The following is a 17,803-nucleotide window of genomic DNA, read 5'->3' on the forward strand; positions in this document are numbered from 1 at the left end:
ATCGGCACCGGCAGCGCGATGCTGGGGACGGGCAGCGCCGCCGCCGCACCGTGGGCGGCCGTGCTCGGCACCGGCAGCGCCGCGGCGGGCACCGGCAGCGCGGCCCTCGCGCCGCTGGGTGTTGTGCTCGGCACCGGCGCGGCGTTTCTCGGCACCGGCAGCGCGGCCCTCGGCGCTTCGGGCAGCGTGGCCAGCGGTGGCCTCGGCACCCCGTTGGCCATGCTCGGTGCGGGCAGCGCGGCGGCGGGCACGGGCAGCGCCAGCCTGGCCGGTGCGGGCGCGGCGGCCGCACCGTTCGCGGCGATGGCGGGCACCGGCAGCGCCATGCTCGGGAACGGCAGCGCCGCCGCCGTTCCGTTCGGCGTCGCCCTCGGGGCGGGGGTGGCCGCCGGAATCGCCACCGGCAGTGCGGGAATGGCCTCGCTCAGCGCCGCGTCACCGGTCGCGGGCACCCCGGACGCCGACCCCGAATCAGGCACTGGCACTGGCACTGGCACTGGCACTGGCACTGGCAAGACCGAACCCGAGTACAAACCGCTCCGGCTCGGCCCGCCCCGCTGAGGCCGCTGCTCCCCCGAGCCTCGGCCGGACAACCCCGCACCACCCACCAGCAGCCAACGCCCGGCGGTTCCGCCGACCACCGATATACCCTGACGTATGGGTCTGTCGCGACGCCAACTGCTGAGATTCGGGGGTGCCGGGTCGCTGGCCGTGCTGGTCGGGACCGCCGCGGCGAGCAGCGGACGCTTTCGCGCCCCGCGCTGGTCCGACGACCCGTTCACGCTCGGCGTGGCCTCGGGTGAGCCGACGGCCGACGGCGTGGTGCTGTGGACGCGGCTCGCACCGGATCCGCTCGCGCCCGACGGACTGGGCGGGATGCCGTTGGCCCCGGTGAGCGTCGACTACGAGGTCGCGCACGATGAACAGTTCCGCCAGGTGGTGGCGCGCGGCACGGCGGTCGCGACCCGCGAACTGGCACACAGCGTGCATCCGGAGATCAGCGGGCTGGCGCCGGACCGGTGGTACTTCTATCGGTTCCGGGCCGGATCGGTGCTCTCCCCGGTGGGGCGGACCCGCACGGCACCGCCGCCCGGGCAGCCGACCGCGCGGATGCGTTTCGCGTTCGCCTCGTGCCAGTCGTGGACCTCGGGCTTCTTCACCGCCTACGAGCACATGGCCGCCGAGGACCTGGATCTGGTTGTGCACCTGGGCGATTACATCTATGAGCGGGGCTGGAACCGCGGGCGGGCGGGCATGTCGGTGGAACCGCACATGCAGCGGGAGGCGGTCGACCTGGCCGGGTATCGGTTGCGCTACGCGCAGGCCAAGGCGGAGCCGCCGCTGCGCGACGCGCATGCCGCGTTCCCGTGGCTGGTCACCATGGACGATCACGAGATCGACAACAACTGGGCGGGCGACTCCCCCGGCCTCGGCCTCGACATCTACCGCCTGCCCGCACTGTTCCGCCGCCGCAAGGCCGCCGCCTTCCAAGCGATGTACGAGCATCAGCCGCTGCGGCTGGCGCAGCTGCCCGCCGGGCCATCGATCCACCTGCACCGCCGTTACGCCTTCGGCGACCTGGCCGAGATCACCATGCTCGACACCCGGCAGTACCGCGACAAGCAGGCCTGCGGCGACGGCAACACCGTCATCGACTGTGCCGATCGCCTCGCCGCCGATCGCACGATACTGGGTGCACAGCAACGTGATTGGCTGATCGACGGGTTCGCCCGCTCGGCGGCACGCTGGCAGATCCTCGGTAATCAGGTGTCGATGGGTCAGTCCGATCAGGACGCCGGACCGGTCACCGCGGTCGGCACCGACTCGTGGGACGGCTATGTCGCCGACCGCAACGCGGTGCTCGGCGCGGCCGCGGACCTCGGTGTGCGCAATCTCGTGGTGATCACCGGCGACCGGCATCAGAACCACGCCGCGAACCTGCGCCGCGACTTCGCCGATCCCGAATCACCGGTCGTCGCTTCGGAATTCATCGGCACCTCGATCAGCAGCGGTGGCGACGGGGTGGACATGAACCCGTCCGGTCGCAATCTGCTCGCCGCCAATCCCGATCTGAAGTTCTTCAACGCGCAGCGCGGCTACGTCCGGGTGGAACTCGAACACGGCCTGTGGCGCAGCGACTTCCGGGTGGTGCCGTACATCCGCCGCCCGGGCGCACCCATACAGACGCGGGCTACGTTCGTGGTGCAGGATCGCATTCCCGGCGTGGTTCAGGACGCACAGTCCGAACCGGTTCCCCCGTCGTCGGCACCGGACTCGGCCGCGGCCCCACCCGCCACCGGGCCCCGTTAACCGTTGCCGTACAAGCTGTTTCCCGCACGTCACCGGTTGACGGGCGGGAACAGCGAGCGCACCGACAACTATCGGACCGGGACCGGCAGTTCCGCTGTCGCGGGGGTTTCCGCGGTCGTGGCGGAACGCGCGACCGGCGTCCGGAAGGTGGCTTCGATGGTGGCCCGTTCGCGCCACAGGTGGATCAGCGCGAGGACGAAGATCGTCGTGCCGACCACGTTGGCCCCGAAATGCCACCACACCCGATAGGTCCACAGGCCGGGCCCGGGGGCGAGCAATCCGAACCAGGTGGACAGCCCGATGGCCTTCGCCCCCAACGCCACCGAGACAGTCAGCGCGATGTGTTCGAGACCGTGGATGCCCTGCATCAGCACGCCCATCCGCCCCCATTTGCGCGCTTTGCTCGCCAGCGCCCGATGCGTGATCAGCGCGACCCCCACCAGACCGGCGAGGAACTGGAAATTGCCTGCCAAGTGCAGGATCTCCATGCCGAGGGTCGGTTTCGAGGTGTCGACCTGCCCGAATCCGTTGGCCAAACCGGTGCCCCACGGGGTCATCCAGGCCGGCGAGTTCGGATGCCCGAGCCAATAGCCGACCTGCAGCACGTGTTCCTGGAAGTGGCCGATCTGCGCGAGGACACCGACTCCGATGACGCCCAGACTCGCGCGGTACATCCACGGCCGCACGCCGCGACGCATGGCGACGATCAGCACAGCGACCGCGGCCCACATCACCACCATCCACGACAGCATCGCGATCGCGCCGGCGATCTCCCATCCGGTCGCACCCGCACCGTGATGCATGTTTTCCATCTCGTACCGCCTGTCGCCACCCCATGAATACGGGAATACAAAGAGGGTAATTCAAGGGCGACGATCGCGATGCAAATAGCGCATTTTCACTTTTATCCCGGAACGGCCACCCGCCGTCCGCCTCACGAATATAATGTTGTTATTTGCAGGCATGTCACAATTCAGGCTATGCGCTGCGCGAAAGACCAGCTGAACAGCGTCTATGCTTGACGACATTCGCGCCGCACGCCGATATCACCGGATAACCGAGTTATCCACCGATCATCTGCTGACCGACCGGGAAGTTTATTATCGCCGCCGATATCGGTAACACAACGCACCGGTCAGTACGAAATGGCGGGCGCGCTCGCCCACGCTTCGCCCGCAATTACCACATGGTCGAGGAAGCGGAGACCGACGGTGCGCGCGGCCTCGGCCAGCAGCGTGGTGGCGCGGCGATCGTCCAGGCTGGGCGCCGCGTCGCCGGACGGGTGGTTGTGCACGACGGCGAAGGCGCGGCCGTCGTGGCGCAGGACGGTGTTCAGGATCTCGCGGACCGGAACGGCCACCTGATCGACCGCGCCTTCGGCGACGAACACCTTGCGCCGCAACCGATTCTGCGCGTCGCACACCAGTACCAGCAGCCGCTCCACTCGCGCGCCGGTGAACAGCGGGCGGGCCGCGGCGGCGACATCGGACGCGCCGGTGAGCCGCGTCGCGGTGCCGGTGCCGGTGCGGGCGCGCGCGCCGAGATGGAACGCGGCGACGAGGGCGGCGGCCTTGGCCGTCCCGATGCCCGCGCGGCGGGCCAGTTCCTCGGGGCGCGCCGCCGCCAGCTCGGCCAGGCCGCCGTGCTCGACGAGCAACTCCACCGCCAGATCGAGGGCGCTCGCCCCGGGCCTGCCGTGGCGGAGCAGCAGAGCCAGTAATTCGGCGTCACTGAGCGCCTGCGGACCGAGGGCGAGCAGCCGCTCGCGCGGGCGCTGCTCGACGGGCACATCGATAAGAGAAACCGGCATCGTTCCACCCCTTGGTCACGGCGACAGTGTCACGAAGTGTGCCAGGACCCACCGACATGGTGTCCGCGGCCGCGCGCCGCCCGAGTTGTCCGGTCCTGCCGATTGCGGTTCGGTGTCCGTCCGGCAGACTGAGTACGTCACACGGAGTACAGGGGTCGACGAATGTGCACATCGCGCAAGGGAACCGCGGCATCCGAGCGGGTTGCCGCGCTGACCGCGCTGCTCACCGCGGTCGTGTTACTGGTCGCCGCGTGCGGCGGCAGCAAGGACGCGCCGCCGCCACCCGTGCCGACCCTGGATCGGTACTACCAGCAGCAGATCGCGTGGGGCTCGTGCGACGACTACCCGGGCGGCGGGGCCGAGCTCACCGCCGCCGGAATCCAGTGCGCGCGGGTGACCGTGCCGATCGACTACGGACAGCCCGACGGTGAGACGGCGAAGATCGCGATCTCGCGGCTGCGCGCCACCGGCGCCAAAGTCGCTTCGCTGCTGACGAATCCGGGTGGGCCGGGCGTGCCCGGCCTGCTCATGCCGCTGGCGCTGGCGAAACTGCCGGTGGCCGAGCGCTTCGACGTGATCGGGATGGACGTGCGCGGGCTCGGCGCATCGACCCCGCTGGTCCGGTGTCGTTCCACGAAGGAGCATTTGACCAGTCGGCGCGTGCTCGGCATGACGGATCCCTTCGCCGAGATCGACCAGATCGAGCAGGAGAACGAGGAATACGCGGACTCCTGCGCCCAGCGCACCGGGCTGGCGCTGCTCGGTCACGTCGGCACCGGTGACGTCGCCCGCGATATGGATGTCCTGCGCGCCGTGCTCGGCGACCGCAAGCTGACCTACTTCGGCGGGTCCTACGGCACCCGGCTGGGCTCGACCTACGCCGAACTGTTCCCGGACCGGGTCCGCGCCATGGTGCTCGACGCCCCCGTGGATCCCACCACGAACATCGGCGACGAAGTGATCACCTCGGCGGGCTTCCAGCAGGCGTTCGACGCCTACGCCGCGGATTGCGCCACCGCGCCGGACTGCCCGCTCGGCACCGATCCGACGAAGGCGACGGAGACCTATCGTGCCCTGGTGCTGCCGCTGATCCGGCGCCCGATCCGCACTCAGGACCACCGCGGCCTCGACTACGACGCGGTCATCACCGCGACCATCGCCCCGCTCTACAACCCCGAGTCCTGGCCCGCGCTCACCCAGGGTCTGACCGAACTCGCCAACGGCCGCGGCGACGCGCTACTCGGCGAAGCGGGCGAATATCAGGAGGTCTCCTCCGACGACGTACACCGCGCGGTGCTCTGCCTGGAGGAGGTCCGGGTGACCGACCGCGCGGTAGCGACCGATATCGACCGCCGATCCCGCAGTGCCGCGCCGATTTTCGACGACGGCGTGGCCACCGGCCAGACGCCGCTGGACGCCTGCGCGTTCTGGCCGATCCCGCCGACCGCGCAGCCGCATGTGCCGAACGTGGCCGGGCTGCCGAAGGTGGTGGTCGTCGCGGTGACGGGCGATCCGGCGACGCCCTACCCCGGCGGCGTTTCTCTCGCGAAATCCCTCGGCGCCACGCTGATCACCTACGAGGGCACCCAGCACGGCGTGACCTTCGAGGGTGTCGCGTGCGTGGACGAACCCGTACTGAAGTATCTGATCGATCTGACCGCGCCGGCCGAGGGCCTGCGCTGCCGCAAGTCCTGAGCCGGCTAGCCGTCGACTACCACGACCTCGGGCCCGGGCAGCGCGAACAATGCTGTCGCGGCGAGCTTTTCGAGATGACGTAGCTGACGTTCGTGCACGACGATCCGGCGCAGTGCCTCGTTGATGGTGGCGTTGCTCGTCGAGGTGCCCATAATCGCGGCAGCGGCGGCGAGCAGTTTCTGGTCGAGATCGATCCGCACGGATTTCATGCGTCCTCCTTCGTACGTTCGCCATTTTGCGCTGTCTCGCCCGCTCATGTCCGGCAAATCGATCAGAGTCGCCGAATTCGCCGAGTTTTTCAGGGCCGCAAGCAGGTTCGGCCCCCGGATGACCAGGCACGGAGGCGGTTCCCGGCACACACTCGGCATCGTCTTCGGCACCGCGTGCCGGGCAGGCGGGACCACTCGACGGCCACTGGTCAGCTCGCCATCGGATCAGGCGGTCGGACGCCGGTATGTGGGCACGAATCGGACACCAGCTAGACACTTTGCCAAGCTGAATGTCCGTTTGTTGTCGCCGAGCCGTCGCGGTGCTTGCATCGTCGTATGTTCACCGAAGCTCAGCTGTACTCACCGGTGACCCGGTCCGGCGACGGCGATGTGACCGTCCACCTGAGCGACGAGCACCCTGGCGTGCACGACGCTGACTACCGGACCCGGCGCAACGCCATTGCCGAACTGGCACTCGACTACGCGCCGGGCAAGCCGGTGCCGCAGATCGACTACACCGACGAGGAACAGCAGGTGTGGCGGATCGCTTCCGCGGAACTCGCCCGCAAGCACCAGACCTATGCGTGTGCAGAGGTATTGGCGTCGGCGGCGCGGCTCGCCCTGCCGGAGGACCACATTCCGCAGCTGGACGAGGTCTCCGCGGCGCTGCTGCCGCTCAGCGGATTCCGCTACGCGCCCGCCGCGGGCCTGGTGCCGCTGCGCGAGTTCTTCGGCTCGTTCGCCGACCGGATCTTCCACTCCACCCAGTACATCCGGCACCATTCGGCGCCGCTGTACACGCCCGAACCCGATGCCATCCACGAGATCATCGGGCACGCCAACCAGATCGCCAGTCCGCGCTTCGCCGCCATCTACGAGGCGGTCGGCGCGGCCGTCGGGCGACTCGAGACCGATACCGCGCTCAAATTCCTGGCCAACGTGTTCTGGTTCTCGATGGAATTCGGGGTGGTCCGGGAACAGGGCGAGGTGCGCTGCTACGGCGCGGGCCTGCTCTCCTCCTACGGGGAGATCGAGGAGTTCCGCGGCGCCGACCTGCGCCCGCTCGACGTCGCCGAGATGGGCAGCGCGGTCTACGACATCACGCACTACCAGCCGATTCTCTACTGCGCGGAGTCGATCGCCGAGATCGAGGACGTGGTGGGCGGGTTCTTCGCGACCATGGACGACGAGACGCCGCAGCGGCTGCGACATTCGAATATCGCTGGCGCGCAGTAGGTTCGGGCTACTTCCCGGAACGGTCCCGCCCCAGCGGCAGGCCCGCTTCGAGGAACTCCATCGCTTTGGCGATGTTCTCGGCGTTGACCGGCGCGATCGTCGCGATGGCCAGCGCGATGCCGGCCAGCGCGCCGGAGAGCACCCGGACCTCGAAGTCGTCCGGGGACACCCCCAGCCGTTCGGCCAGCATGCCCGCGGAGAGTTCGATGCTGCGCAGCATCTCCTGTCCGACCGCCGAGCGCAGTTCGGGCACGTGGTACACCAGCGCCTGGCGTTCCTGCTCGAAGGCCAGTTCCGCGGCGGGCAGCGTGCCGAACACCTCGGCGATGGCGTTGCGGAAAGCCTGCAGCGGCGCCACCTCCGGCGGCTGCGCCTGGAAGACCGCCATCAGCACCGGGTCGAGGTCGTCGGCGAGCACCAACTGTTCCTTGGACGGGAAATAGCGGAAGAAGGTGCTCGGCGAGACCTCGGCCGCCGCCGCGATCTGCTCGACGGTCGTCTCGCCGTAGCCCTGTTCACGGAACAGCCGGAACGCTTCGAGGCGAATCGTCCGGCGGGTCCGCTCCTTCTTCCGCTCCCGTAGACCGGGCACCGCGGGTTCTTCTCCGGACAGATCAACCGACATGGTTCGATTCTGACGCATCCGCCCCGACGATCACCTCCGGTACGGCGGTCGGTGGTTGCCGATCCGGCATCGTGGCGGGCGCGGCCGGGCGCGGCGCGCGGATGAACACGGCGGCGAGCACCGCCGCCGCCGCGCACAGGGCCGCGCAGACCCAGAGCATCGCGGCCATGCCGCCGACGAAGGCGGTCTGCACCTGGTGCAGCAGCACGGGGTCGCCGGCCCGGTGCGCCACCGCGGCACCGGCGTTCACCCCGTCCGAGATCGGGTCATGGTTCAAATCGCCCAGTTCCGAGCGGTATCGGGTGGCCAGCACGGTGCCGAGGATCGCGACGCCGATGGTGCCGCCCGCCTGGCGCAGCGCCTGGATCAACGCGGACCCCGAGCCGGAGCGCTCGGCGGCGAGCTCGCCCATCGCCAAGCCCATGGCGGTCGGCATGGCCAGTCCCATGCCGGCGCCGAGCAGAGCGAGCCACAGTGCGGTGAATCCGTACCCGCTGTCCACGGAGGTCAGCCCGCCGAGTGCGAGTGCGGCGGCGAGCAGGCCGAAGCCCACGGTGAGGACCGTGCGGGTGCCGAGTTTCGGCAGCGCCCGGTCGACCACCCGGCTGCCGACGAGCAGCCCGCCGATCAGCGGCAGCAGTCGCAGCCCACTACCGAGCGCGTCGACGCCGAGCACCGCCTGGAAGTACTGCGGCACCGTGAAGAACATGCCGAACATCGCGAAGTTGACGACAATGGAAAGCGCTGTCCCCCAGCAGAATCCGGCGTTGTCGAACAAGCCGAGATCGATCAGCGGATGCGCGGTCCGGCGCTGCCACAGCACGAACGCGCCGAGCAGCAGTACCCCGGCACCGACGATGACCCATGCCGCCCCGTTGCCCCAGCCGAACTCACCGATCCGGATGAATCCGTAGGTGAGGCCGAGCATGCCCGCGGCCGAGAGCACGACGCCGGGCACGTCCAGCCGGTAGCGGTGCGCGCTGCGCGATTCCGGCACCAGGGCGAGTACCGCGAGCATGCCGATGATCACCATCGGCACGTTGATCAGGAACACCGAGCCCCACCAGAAGTTCCGCAGCAACCAGCCGCCCACGATCGGCCCGAGCGGCAGACCGAGCGCGGTCGAGGTCACCCAGACGGTGAGCGCACGCTGACGTGCGCCGGGCTCGGGAAACAGCGAGGGCAGCACCGCCATGGACAGCGGGATCATCGCCGCGGCCGCCACGCCGAGCACCACCCGCGCGGCGATCAGCTGGCCCGCCGAGGTCGCGAACGCGCACGCGAGCGAGGCCGCGCCGAACACGAACAGGGCGGCGAGCAGGAACTTCTTGCGCCCGTACCGATCGCCGAGCGCGCCCGCGGGCAGCATCACCGCGGCGAGCGCGAGCGTGTACGCGCTGCTGAACCATTGCAGCGCAGCGGTATTCGCTTGCAGGTCGACGGCAAGCGTGGGCAACGCCACGGTCAGCACCGTCACGTCGAGCCCGATGGTCAGCATCGCGACCGCCAGCGCACCGAGCGCCAGCCAGCGACGAGTCGAGTCAGTCTGCACAACCCCTCCAGAAATGAAAGAAACTACTTTTTGATAGTAGCTCTCATTTAGTAGAGTCTGTCAATACCCGCTCCGGACGCGTGCGCGGCCGTCGCCGGTGCCGACCGTTACGCTCGCAAACGATGAAGATCCGGGAGTCGCGCCGCCGCGCCACACTTCGCCTCGGTTCCGCGCTGGCCGCACTGGCCGTCACCGCGGGCTTGGCCGCCGTACCGTCGTTCGCCGCGCCGACGAGCCCGACGACGACACCGTTCACCACGCCCAACACCGACGGGTGCCCGCAGAAGACGAGCCCGCCCCCGCCGATCGACGAGTCCGAGGTGCCGCGCCCCGGCCAGTCGGCGCCGACCGCACTGCCCGTTCCCGTCCCGCCCGTCGGCGGCAGCAGGCTCGGCGAATGCGGGCTGGTGCTACCCAAGGGCGCACCCGCTGTGCCGCAGGACATTTCGGCCACCGCCTGGCAGGTGTCGGACCTGGACACCGGCGACGTCCTGGTCGCCAAGGACCCGCACGGCCGGTATCGGCCGGCCAGCACCATCAAGGTGCTGCTCGCCACCATCGCGCTGCGCACCCTCGACCTGAACAAGGTGGTGACCGGCACCGAGGACGACGCGAACGCCGACGGCACCCGCGTCGGCATCGGCCCCGGCGGCCGCTACACCAACCGTCAGCTCATGCAGGCCCTGATCATGGCGTCCGGCAACGACGCGGCCCATGCCATCGCCACCCAGCTGGGCGGCGAGGAGGCCACCGTCGCCAAGATGAACGAGCTGGCGAAGTCGTTGCACGCCTTGGATACTCGGGCGGCCAGTCCGTCCGGGTTGGACGGGCCCGGCATGAGCACCTCCGCCTACGACCTGTCCGTGCTCTTCCGCGAGGCCATGACGATCCCGCTGTTCGCCGAACTCATCCACACCGAACAGGTCGATTTCCCCGGCTATCCCGCGAACCCGAAGATCCCCGACGACAAGGACCATCCCGGCTTCCCGATCGGCAACGACAATCACCTGCTCTACGACTACGAGGGTGCCTTGGGCGGCAAAACCGGTTTCACCGACGACGCCAGGCAGACCTTCGTCGCCGCCGCCGAGCGCAACGGCCGCCGGCTGGTCGTCACCCTGCTCAAAGCCGATGTCCGGCCGCTTCGCCCCACCGATCAAGCCGCCCGCCTGCTCGACTACGGCTTCGCCCTGCCCCGCGGCACCAGCATCGGCAAACTCCCCAGCGCCATCCCCGACCAGTCGAAAACCGGTGCCGCCCTGGCCTCCCCGCCGCCCCGTGACACGGCTCCCCGGGCGGACTCCGCTCCCGGCGACTCCCGCGGGCCCGACCGCACCGTCTGGATAGTGGGCGGCACCATCCTCGTCCTCGCCCTCCTGCTCGGTGCCCGCCGCCTCAATCGCCGTCGATAGAACAGCGACGGTCGAGGTCAGGGACGGCGGCGTAGGCCCGAAAGCGCCAGGGCGGCAAGGGCACCCGCACCGAAGAAGGTCGCGCCCGCGCCGACGGACATTTCCCGGGCGGAGACCCGGGGAGCGATCACGGCGGCGGGTGGCGGCGGGATATCGGCTTCGCGGTCGTTGTCGGAGGCGGTGGCGGCCCATGCGGTGGCGAACAGGACGATGCGGTAGGTGATGTAGCTGAAGACCATCAGGCCGATGATGGAACCGAACGCCGCGCCGGCCGGACTGGACAGCACGGTGCGCAGGTAGATCGAGGCGACGAACTTGAAGATCTCGAAGACCACGGCGGCCAGCGCCGCGGCCTTCGCGGCGCTCCGCAACGTGACCGGCTCGCGCGGCAGCCGCGCGATCATCCAGGCGAACACCGCCCAGGAGGCGAGGAAGCCGAGGAAGATCGAGACCAGCGCCAACAGCAGCCGCGCGCCCGGCAGATGCGAAAGGCCGAGGCCGATCAGCAACCGGGCCCCGAGGGTGCTCGATGCGAGCGCTGAAAGACCGAGGGAGACAACGAAAGCCAAGCCGAGTCCGAGCAGTGCGCCGAGATCGGACAGCTTCGCCAGGAACCAGTTCTGCTCCTCGCTCTTCTGCTCCCACTGCTCGGTGAGCGCCGCGCGCAGGTTCGCCATCCAGCCGAGCCCGGTGTAGAGCCCGGCCAGCAGACCGATGACGCCGACCGTGCCGCGGGAGTCGACGGCCTTGTCGACCAGTTCGTTCAGCTGGGTGCCGAGCTCGCCGGGGATATTGTCGACGATCTTGGCCTGCAGCTCGCCGAGTAGATCGGGATTGCTCGTCAGCACGAAGCCCGCGATCGCGAAGGCGACCATCAGCAACGGAAACAGCGACAGCACGGTGAAATACGTGATGCCCGCGGCGTAGTAGTCACCGCGCTGCCGTTGGTACCGTCCGCCCGCTCGCACCAAATGGTCGAGCCACGGCCGCTTTTGGATCCGTCGTTCGATCCCGGCCTGGATGTTGTCGATCACCTGCACCAGTTCGCCCCTTCAGGAGTGATCTCGCAGGTGCCGCCGCTAGCGGGTCAGCAGACCCACTCGGTCGTATACCTGTGCGAGGGTGTTGCCAGCGATCTCTCGTGCACGCTCGGCACCGGCGGCGAGGATGCGGTCGAGTTCGCCCTGATCCGACAAATACTCTTGCACCTTCGCCTGCAATGGCGTGACAAATTCGACCAGCGCGTCGGCCACATCTGCTTTCAGGTCGCCGTAGCCCTTGCCCGCGTAATCCTTTTCGAGCGTCACGATCGGCGTGCCGGTCACCGAACTGAGGATCACCAGCAGGTTGCTGACGCCCGGCTTGTGCTCGACGTCGTAGCGGATCTCGCGCTCGGTGTCGGTGACCGCGGAGCGCACCTTCTTGGCGGTGATCTTCGGATCGTCGAGCAGGTTGATCAGCCCGGCGTCGGAGGACGCCGACTTGCTCATCTTCGCCGTCGGATCCTGCAGGTCGTAGATCTTGGCCGTGCCCTTCACGATATGCGCCTCGGGCACCACGAAGGTCTTCTTGAACCGGGTGTTGAAGCGCTGCGCCAGGTTTCGGGTCAGTTCCAGATGCTGACGCTGATCCTCCCCGACCGGCACCTGATGCGGACGGTAGAGCAGGATGTCCGACGCCATCAGCACCGGATAGGTGAACAGGCCGACGGAGGCGTTGTCCGAGCCCTGTTTGGCCGACTTGTCCTTGAACTGGGTCATCCGGCTCGCCTCACCGAACCCGGTGATGCAGCTGAGCACCCAGGCCAGTTCCGCGTGCTCGGGCACCTGGCTCTGCACGAACAAAGTCGACTTCTTCGGGTCGATGCCGATGGCGAGCAGCTGCGCGGCCGCCCCCCTGGTCTGCGCCCGCAGCGCCTTCGGGTCCTGCGGCACGGTGATCGCGTGCAGGTTCGGGATGAAGTACAGCGAGTCGTAATCGTCCTGCATGGTCACCCAGTACTGCAGCGCCCCAAGGTAGTTGCCGAGATGGAACGAGGAACTGGTGGGCTGGATCCCGGACAGGACCCGCTGCTTGCGTTCAGCGGCCGGGGTTTCTGCAGGAGCGGACATACTCCGATCTTTCCATGGGCTTCAAGCGGAATTTCGCTGCACCCAGTTACGCGGATCGACGCCCGGCATGCTCGGTCGCCCGGTACGCAGCAGGCGGCGTTCACGCTGGGAAACCAGCTTGTAGACCGGCGCGCTCGGACCGGCCAGCGTGCCGCGCAGCACAGGCGGCGCCAGCGGCAACGCGATGTGCGCGGTCCGCACGGCCTGCGCGAGTGCCCGGTACGCCCCCTGCTCGGCGATCCCCCACCGCATGCCGTACATCTCGCGGATCCGCGGCGGCAGGCTGCCCTGGACCAGCAAGAAGAAGGCAGAGGTGACCTGCTGCAACGGCATCCGCTGCGGATACGGCACCCGCTGCCCGGCCAGGTACGAACCGACCAGCCGCGCCTCGTCGGTGAGGAACAGTTCGTCCGAGGCCAGGTAGGCGTCGAACGACGTGCGGAACTCCCGGTAGGTGGCGGGCGCGGCCGCGGGCGGCATGCCGAACAGCTCGGCCCAGCGGACATAGTCCTGGTAGAGGCCTTCGCGTTCGCCGTCGGTCAAGGTGCGAACCAGCAGGTCGTACATCACCTCGGCGGAGTCGAAGGTGAACGCCATCGTCAGGTACATCAGGTGCGGATCGTTCGCCGAATATCCGGTGCCCGCCGGATGATGGGCCCCGGCGTCCTCGGGTAGCACACCGCGTACCGTGGCGTGCTTCTTCTTGGTGAACTCCAGCGCGCGATCGGCCTCCGCCTTGCTGCCGAGGAACACCGCCTCGAACAGGTGGCCGGTGAGCGCGAGCCTGGTGTACGGCGTCATCCGGTGTTCGGTGTTCTCGGCGGTGCCGACGTAGAGCAGGGGCTGCACCGCACCGACGACCAGGGCGCGCTGGCCATAGGTCAGGCCGACCGCCCGCTTGCGCATCACCCGCCGGGCCATCGAGTGATCGCTGAAATAGCCGGGTTCGGACATCACTGCCTCCTCATCGAGACCATCTGGCAACAGCATCCGCCAGTTTCTTAATTCTGGCAAGAGGCTATGCCAGAATGAGCCGTGCCAGAATCGGAGTCGTGACTCGTAGCTATGGCGGGGTCTCCGCGACGGAGCGCAAGGCACAGCGGCGCACAGCACTGCTCGATGCCGCACTGGAGATCATCGGCACCCAGGGGCTGGCCAAACTGACCGTCTCGGGCCTGTGCGCCCGAGCCGGGCTCAACGAGCGGTACTACTACGAGAGCTTCGACAGCCGCGACGCCGTGCTGACCGCGCTGATCGACGCCATCGCCGAGGAACTCGCGAGCGTGATCGTCGCGGCGGTCGGCACCGCGCCGAAGGATTCTCGGGGCACCGCACACGCCGCGATCGCGGCGGGTATCCACCTGCTCACCGACGATCCGCGCAAAGCCAAGGTCGCACTGGTCGCGGGCATGGCGACGCCGGAACTGCGGGCGCGCACCACCGAAACGGTGCGGTTGTTCGCCGGGATGGTCGCGGCCGAAGGCATCGACTTCTACGGCATCGACGATCCGGCCGCGGACCCGGCGATCGCGTTCCGGGCGAACTACCTGGTCGGCGGGTTGGTGCAGACGCTGACCGCTTGGCTACAGGGCGAGTTGCCGATCAGCCGGGACGAACTGATCGAGCACACCACCGACGTGTTCGTCCTGCTCGGCGAGGACCTGGCCCACCGCCTGGGCTGACCCCGGCGGAGTCAGAGTTGCACCGAAACGTCCTGCAACCCGGTCGATCCGCCCTGCAGCACCACCCGGAACAGAATGCCCTTGTCCGACCAGTATTCGGCGGCATCACGAATCGCCGAGCCGAACCAGGCCCGCTCGTCCGGTTCGTCGGCCAGCAGCTGCGCCGAATCGCGGATCACCACCACGTATCCGGTCGCGTCACCGACGAAATCGTCCAGATCACGCAGACATTCGTCGAACGCGTCCTTGTTCTCGCCGAAGTAGTACGGGAACTGCAGCGCGGCGGCGATCTCGTCGAAAACCCGTGCGACCGAACGCATCTTCGGCCCGCGCAGCTCACGCACCGCGAAACCCGAAGGCGCGCGGTAGCGCACACTGCTCAGCTCGGCCGCGTCGACGGCCGTGGCGCCCAGCGCCATCCGCGGCGGCAGCGGGGCGATCGGCTGTGCGCCCGCCTCGGCGGCGAGGGGACGAGCAAGGAACTGCGACAACGTGACTGACTCGGTCATCAACGCATCCTCGTGAAGGTTTTGTAATGGTCCCCGGTGTACCAGGCCGCACCGTCACTTCCGGTGACGATGCGTTCGGCGTCCCGATTCCGGTTGCGCTGCTTGGGATTGACGTCCCACTCCTGATAGGTGATCGGTTTGCCGGACGCGTCGGTGGCGGGCAGATCGCCGCCGCGATTCATCCAGCGGTCACCGCCCTTGGTGCCCGGCGCGTTCGCCGCATCCGGCCAGCGCCCCGCGTCGATCTCGCGCAGGGTGGCGTAGGCGCGATCGGGTACACCGGGTGCGCGACTGGCCGAAGGCGTCACTTCCGGTGTCCGCTGCGCGTTCCCGGCCGGTGCGCCGGCGCTCGGCGTGGCGCGGGTAGTGGTGCTTACCGCGGCCCGGTCGTCACCGCCGCGGGTTGCCAGCACCGCGGCCACGATCAGCACGAGCGCCACCGCGCCGAGCGCGACGGCGGCGCGGATCGCCTTCGGCGACAGGTTCATCGGTACTGCACCGTGACCGGTGCGTGGTCGGACCAGCGCTGGTCGTACGCGGCGGCCCGCTCCACCACGGCCTGCTTGGCGCGGGTCGCGAGGTCACCGCGCGCCAGCTGGTAATCGATGCGCCAGCCGGTGTCGTTGTCGAACGCGCGGCCACGATAGGACCACCAGCTGTACGGCCCTTCGACGCCGGGGTGCAGTGTGCGCACCACATCGACGTATCCCGCGGCGAGCAAGCCGTCGATCCAGGCGCGCTCGTCCGGCAGGAAGCCCGCCGACTTCAGGTTGCCCTTCCAGTTCTTCAGGTCCAGTTCGGTGTGCGCGATGTTCCAGTCACCGCTCACCACGAACTCGCCGGTACGCGTGGTCAGGTAGGCGCCGAGTTCGGCCAGGTACCGGTACTTTTCGTCCTGGCGCGGAGTACCGGCCTCGCCGGAGTGCACGTACACACTCGCCACGGTGACGTCGCCGAAATCGGCCTCTAGGTAGCGGCCCGAAGCATCGAACTCGCTGCTGCCGAAGCCGATTCGGACCGCGTGCGGCTCCCGGCGGGACAAAATCGCGACCCCGGCGCGGCCCTTGGATTCCGGTTCGGCATTGGCCAGCCACCAGCCCGCGGCCAGCGCCGGCGCCAACGCCGCTCTGGTCTGCTCGTCGGTCGCCCGGACCTCCTGGACGCAGACGATGTCGGCCTCGGTGGCGGCGAGCCAGGCCAGCATGCCTTTGCCCGCGGCAGCGCGGACGCCGTTTACGTTCACACTCGAAATGATGTAGGCCACCGAACGACCGTACAATGCTGGTCAGATGAATTCCTTCGGACACCGCCGTCCAGGAAAGGGTGATGACGATGCCGTCTGACACCTCCGAGCCCACCGCCGCCGCGAAGCGCCCCGCGCGCCCGCCGGCCCCCGCCAAGCAGGATCCGGCAATGCCCAAGGCCGTCAAGGCTTTACACCTGGGCTCCGGCGACCCGCTGCTCCTGCTGCACGGCTTCATGATGTCGCCGCACTGCTGGGCGCAGACGGCGACGCGGCTGTCGAGCCAATGCGAGGTGTACGCGCCGGCCTTCGCGGGCCACTGGGGCGGCGAGGACGCGGACGGCTGGTCGGTCACCGTGCACACGCTCGCGGACCGGATCGAGGATCAGCTGGACGACCTCGGCTGGCGCACCTGCCATATCGCGGGCAACTCGCTCGGTGGGTGGGTCGGAGTCGAACTCGCCCGGCGCGGGCGGGCCCGCACCCTCACCCTTGTCGCGCCGGCCGGCGGCTGGCACGCGCCCTCGATCACCCAGCTCCGGATCAGCCTGAAGTTCCTGTCGCTGGTTCCGGTCGTCGAAATCGGCAAGCGGCTGGGCAGTTTCGCGATCAACAATCCGATCGCGCAGCGCTTGGCGTTGCTCCCGCTGAGCAAGAACGCGTCGGCGGTGTCCCGGGCCGACGCCGCGGCGTGCATCATGGCGGCGCTGCACTGCCCGACGATGATCCCGTTCATCATCGCCGGTCTGCGCGGGCCGGGACAGGAAGACCTGTCCACCCTCAGCACGCCGGTCCGGCTGCTGCTCGCCGAATACGACCGGGTGATCCCCAATCGCGTCTACGCCCGCCGGTACTTGAAAGAGCTGCCCGATTCCGCCGATCGCATCGTCGTACACGGGGTCGGCCACGTCCCGATGCTCGAAGCCCCCGACCGCATCGCCACCCTGATCGCCGAGCACGTCTACGCCAGCCGCAACCGGCTCCGCGCAGTCTGAACGACCGGATATCCACAGGTAGAGAAGTTGTCCCCAGATCGCGGAAAGATCTCGATCACGCTCGCCCCGAGACCTAATCTCGTGGCATGGGGAGCCAGCACACCGACCGAACCTTCCATCAACTGCGTGGCGACGTCTACGGACTGTACGACGTGACCCAGAAAATCAAGGACGACGTGATCAAGTGCGACCGCGTAGTCCGCGACGTCCACCTACGCCTAGGACGGCTGGGACGAACCTCCGGACGCCAGTTCGGTCTCCTGCTCACCGCCCAGCACGAACACGGACACCGCCTGGACCGCGTGGAGGCCCACCTCCGCGATGTCACCACCCAGCTCCGCGATGTCACCACCGATCTCGACAAACTCGCGCCACTACCAGCACAGGTCAGCACCCTCACCACCCAAGTCAACG

The 17,803-nt window shown here is 68.6% G+C and carries 18 protein-coding genes and 1 pseudogene; 8 read left to right on the forward strand and 11 right to left on the reverse strand.

Annotation, left to right across the window (positions count from 1 at the left end):
• Positions 1-561, forward strand: a pseudogene (locus NVU01S_RS44385) (hypothetical protein); the annotation flags it as partial.
• A gap of 96 nt (positions 562-657) precedes the next feature.
• A complete protein-coding gene (locus NVU01S_RS37425; protein WP_043672163.1) occupies positions 658-2,310 on the forward strand; it encodes an alkaline phosphatase D family protein in 1,653 nt (550 codons plus the stop codon).
• 68 nt (positions 2,311-2,378) lie between these two features.
• On the opposite strand, the gene NVU01S_RS37430 is transcribed toward NVU01S_RS37425, so the two are convergent.
• Complete coding sequence (locus NVU01S_RS37430) at positions 2,379-3,122, reverse strand: DUF6008 family protein (RefSeq protein ID WP_043672166.1); 744 nt, start codon at positions 3,120-3,122, stop codon at positions 2,379-2,381.
• 323 nt (positions 3,123-3,445) lie between these two features.
• Entirely contained in the window at positions 3,446-4,120 is a 675-nt protein-coding gene (gene radC, locus NVU01S_RS37435) for a RadC family protein (RefSeq protein WP_043672168.1), read from the reverse strand.
• 162 nt (positions 4,121-4,282) lie between these two features.
• Between radC and NVU01S_RS37440 the strand changes: the two genes are divergently transcribed.
• Positions 4,283-5,815 (forward strand): alpha/beta hydrolase, encoded by a 1,533-nt coding sequence (locus NVU01S_RS37440; protein WP_043672170.1) that lies wholly within the window; start codon positions 4,283-4,285, stop codon positions 5,813-5,815.
• A 5-nt stretch (positions 5,816-5,820) separates the two neighbouring features.
• Here the strand turns inward: NVU01S_RS37440 and NVU01S_RS37445 are convergent, their stop codons facing one another.
• On the reverse strand, positions 5,821-6,024 hold the full coding sequence (locus NVU01S_RS37445; RefSeq protein ID WP_014981886.1) for a type II toxin-antitoxin system VapB family antitoxin: 204 nt from the start codon (positions 6,022-6,024) through the stop codon (positions 5,821-5,823).
• A 336-nt stretch (positions 6,025-6,360) separates the two neighbouring features.
• Here NVU01S_RS37445 and NVU01S_RS37450 point away from each other — a divergent pair, with 336 nt between their 5' ends.
• On the forward strand, positions 6,361-7,260 hold the full coding sequence (locus NVU01S_RS37450; protein WP_043672173.1) for a phenylalanine 4-monooxygenase: 900 nt from the start codon (positions 6,361-6,363) through the stop codon (positions 7,258-7,260).
• A 7-nt stretch (positions 7,261-7,267) separates the two neighbouring features.
• Here the strand turns inward: NVU01S_RS37450 and NVU01S_RS37455 are convergent, their stop codons facing one another.
• On the reverse strand, positions 7,268-7,885 hold the full coding sequence (locus NVU01S_RS37455) for a TetR family transcriptional regulator (RefSeq protein ID WP_043672176.1): 618 nt from the start codon (positions 7,883-7,885) through the stop codon (positions 7,268-7,270).
• Positions 7,875-9,437, reverse strand: a complete 1,563-nt coding sequence (locus tag NVU01S_RS37460) for a DHA2 family efflux MFS transporter permease subunit (protein ID WP_043672179.1) — start codon at positions 9,435-9,437, stop codon at positions 7,875-7,877. The genes NVU01S_RS37455 and NVU01S_RS37460 overlap by 11 nt, the downstream gene beginning before the upstream one ends.
• Positions 9,438-9,559: 122 nt before the next feature.
• On the opposite strand from NVU01S_RS37460, the gene NVU01S_RS37465 reads away from it, so the two are divergent.
• Entirely contained in the window at positions 9,560-10,849 is a 1,290-nt protein-coding gene (locus NVU01S_RS37465) for a D-alanyl-D-alanine carboxypeptidase family protein (RefSeq protein WP_052280707.1), read from the forward strand.
• Between the two features lie 17 nt (positions 10,850-10,866).
• On the opposite strand, the gene yhjD is transcribed toward NVU01S_RS37465, so the two are convergent.
• Genes yhjD through NVU01S_RS37480 form a run of 3 tightly spaced genes read right to left on the reverse strand, consistent with a single transcriptional unit; the run spans position 10,867 to position 13,914 of the window.
• Positions 10,867-11,889, reverse strand: a complete 1,023-nt coding sequence (gene yhjD, locus NVU01S_RS37470) for an inner membrane protein YhjD (protein ID WP_043672182.1) — start codon at positions 11,887-11,889, stop codon at positions 10,867-10,869.
• Positions 11,890-11,928: 39 nt separating this feature from the next.
• Complete coding sequence (gene trpS, locus NVU01S_RS37475; RefSeq protein WP_029894932.1) at positions 11,929-12,960, reverse strand: tryptophan--tRNA ligase; 1,032 nt, start codon at positions 12,958-12,960, stop codon at positions 11,929-11,931.
• A 21-nt stretch (positions 12,961-12,981) separates the two neighbouring features.
• On the reverse strand, positions 12,982-13,914 hold the full coding sequence (locus tag NVU01S_RS37480) for an oxygenase MpaB family protein (RefSeq protein ID WP_043672185.1): 933 nt from the start codon (positions 13,912-13,914) through the stop codon (positions 12,982-12,984).
• A gap of 98 nt (positions 13,915-14,012) precedes the next feature.
• Between NVU01S_RS37480 and NVU01S_RS37485 the strand changes: the two genes are divergently transcribed.
• Positions 14,013-14,642 carry a TetR/AcrR family transcriptional regulator gene (locus tag NVU01S_RS37485; protein WP_082032097.1) on the forward strand — a complete coding sequence of 210 codons (630 nt, stop codon included), beginning with the start codon at positions 14,013-14,015 and terminating at the stop codon, positions 14,640-14,642.
• An 11-nt stretch (positions 14,643-14,653) separates the two neighbouring features.
• Here NVU01S_RS37485 and NVU01S_RS37490 read toward each other — a convergent pair whose 3' ends face one another.
• The 3 genes from NVU01S_RS37490 to NVU01S_RS37500 are packed head-to-tail and all read right to left on the reverse strand — an operon-like array spanning position 14,654 to position 16,355.
• Complete coding sequence (locus tag NVU01S_RS37490) at positions 14,654-15,151, reverse strand: barstar family protein (protein WP_043672191.1); 498 nt, start codon at positions 15,149-15,151, stop codon at positions 14,654-14,656.
• On the reverse strand, positions 15,151-15,639 hold the full coding sequence (locus NVU01S_RS37495) for a guanyl-specific ribonuclease (protein WP_043672194.1): 489 nt from the start codon (positions 15,637-15,639) through the stop codon (positions 15,151-15,153). Before NVU01S_RS37495 ends, NVU01S_RS37490 begins: the two co-directional genes overlap by 1 nt.
• A complete protein-coding gene (locus NVU01S_RS37500) occupies positions 15,636-16,355 on the reverse strand; it encodes an exodeoxyribonuclease III (RefSeq protein WP_244467294.1) in 720 nt (239 codons plus the stop codon). Before NVU01S_RS37500 ends, NVU01S_RS37495 begins: the two co-directional genes overlap by 4 nt.
• A 122-nt stretch (positions 16,356-16,477) precedes the next feature.
• On the opposite strand from NVU01S_RS37500, the gene ephH reads away from it, so the two are divergent.
• Together ephH and NVU01S_RS37510 are read left to right on the forward strand one after the other, a co-directional pair.
• Positions 16,478-17,389, forward strand: a complete 912-nt coding sequence (ephH, locus tag NVU01S_RS37505) for an epoxide hydrolase EphH (RefSeq protein ID WP_052280708.1) — start codon at positions 16,478-16,480, stop codon at positions 17,387-17,389.
• An 86-nt stretch (positions 17,390-17,475) separates the two neighbouring features.
• Positions 17,476-17,803, forward strand: a 328-nt coding sequence (locus tag NVU01S_RS37510) for a hypothetical protein (protein ID WP_156522241.1), incomplete at its 3' end; no start/stop codon positions are given.

The organism is Nocardia vulneris, from assembly GCF_001613425.1.
GTDB lineage: Bacteria > Actinomycetota > Actinomycetes > Mycobacteriales > Mycobacteriaceae > Nocardia > Nocardia vulneris.